This is a genomic window from Achromobacter sp. SIMBA_011 (assembly GCF_046535435.1).
Taxonomy (GTDB): domain Bacteria; phylum Pseudomonadota; class Gammaproteobacteria; order Burkholderiales; family Burkholderiaceae_B; genus Achromobacter; species Achromobacter dolens.
Window position 1 is genome coordinate 1 of the sequence record NZ_JAWRWN010000864.1, and the last position, 253, is coordinate 253.

At 67.6% G+C, this 253-nt stretch carries 1 protein-coding gene; it reads right to left on the reverse strand.

The genetic code is table 11. The annotated features are described in order from the left end of the window. Positions 1–253, reverse strand: a 253-nt coding sequence (locus SB816_RS33460; protein WP_410548437.1) for a type II secretion system F family protein, incomplete at both ends; no start/stop codon positions are given.

A 253-nucleotide genomic window follows, 5' to 3' on the forward strand; every position in this document is an offset into this window, starting at 1 on the left:
GGAAGATGCAGAAGATCAGCGGGAACAGCAGCTTCAGCGCGATGCGCGCGGCGCGCTCCTCGGCGCGCATGCGCCGCCGCGTGCGCAGCATGCCCGACAGCACGCGCAGCGATTCGGCGACGCTCGTGCCGAACCGGTCGGCCTGGATCAGCATCGCGCAAAACGACTCGATGTCTTCCACGCCGGTGCGCAGCGCGAGGTTGCGCAATGCCGTGTCCTTGGTGAAGCCCGAGCGCATTTCGAGCAGCAGCAG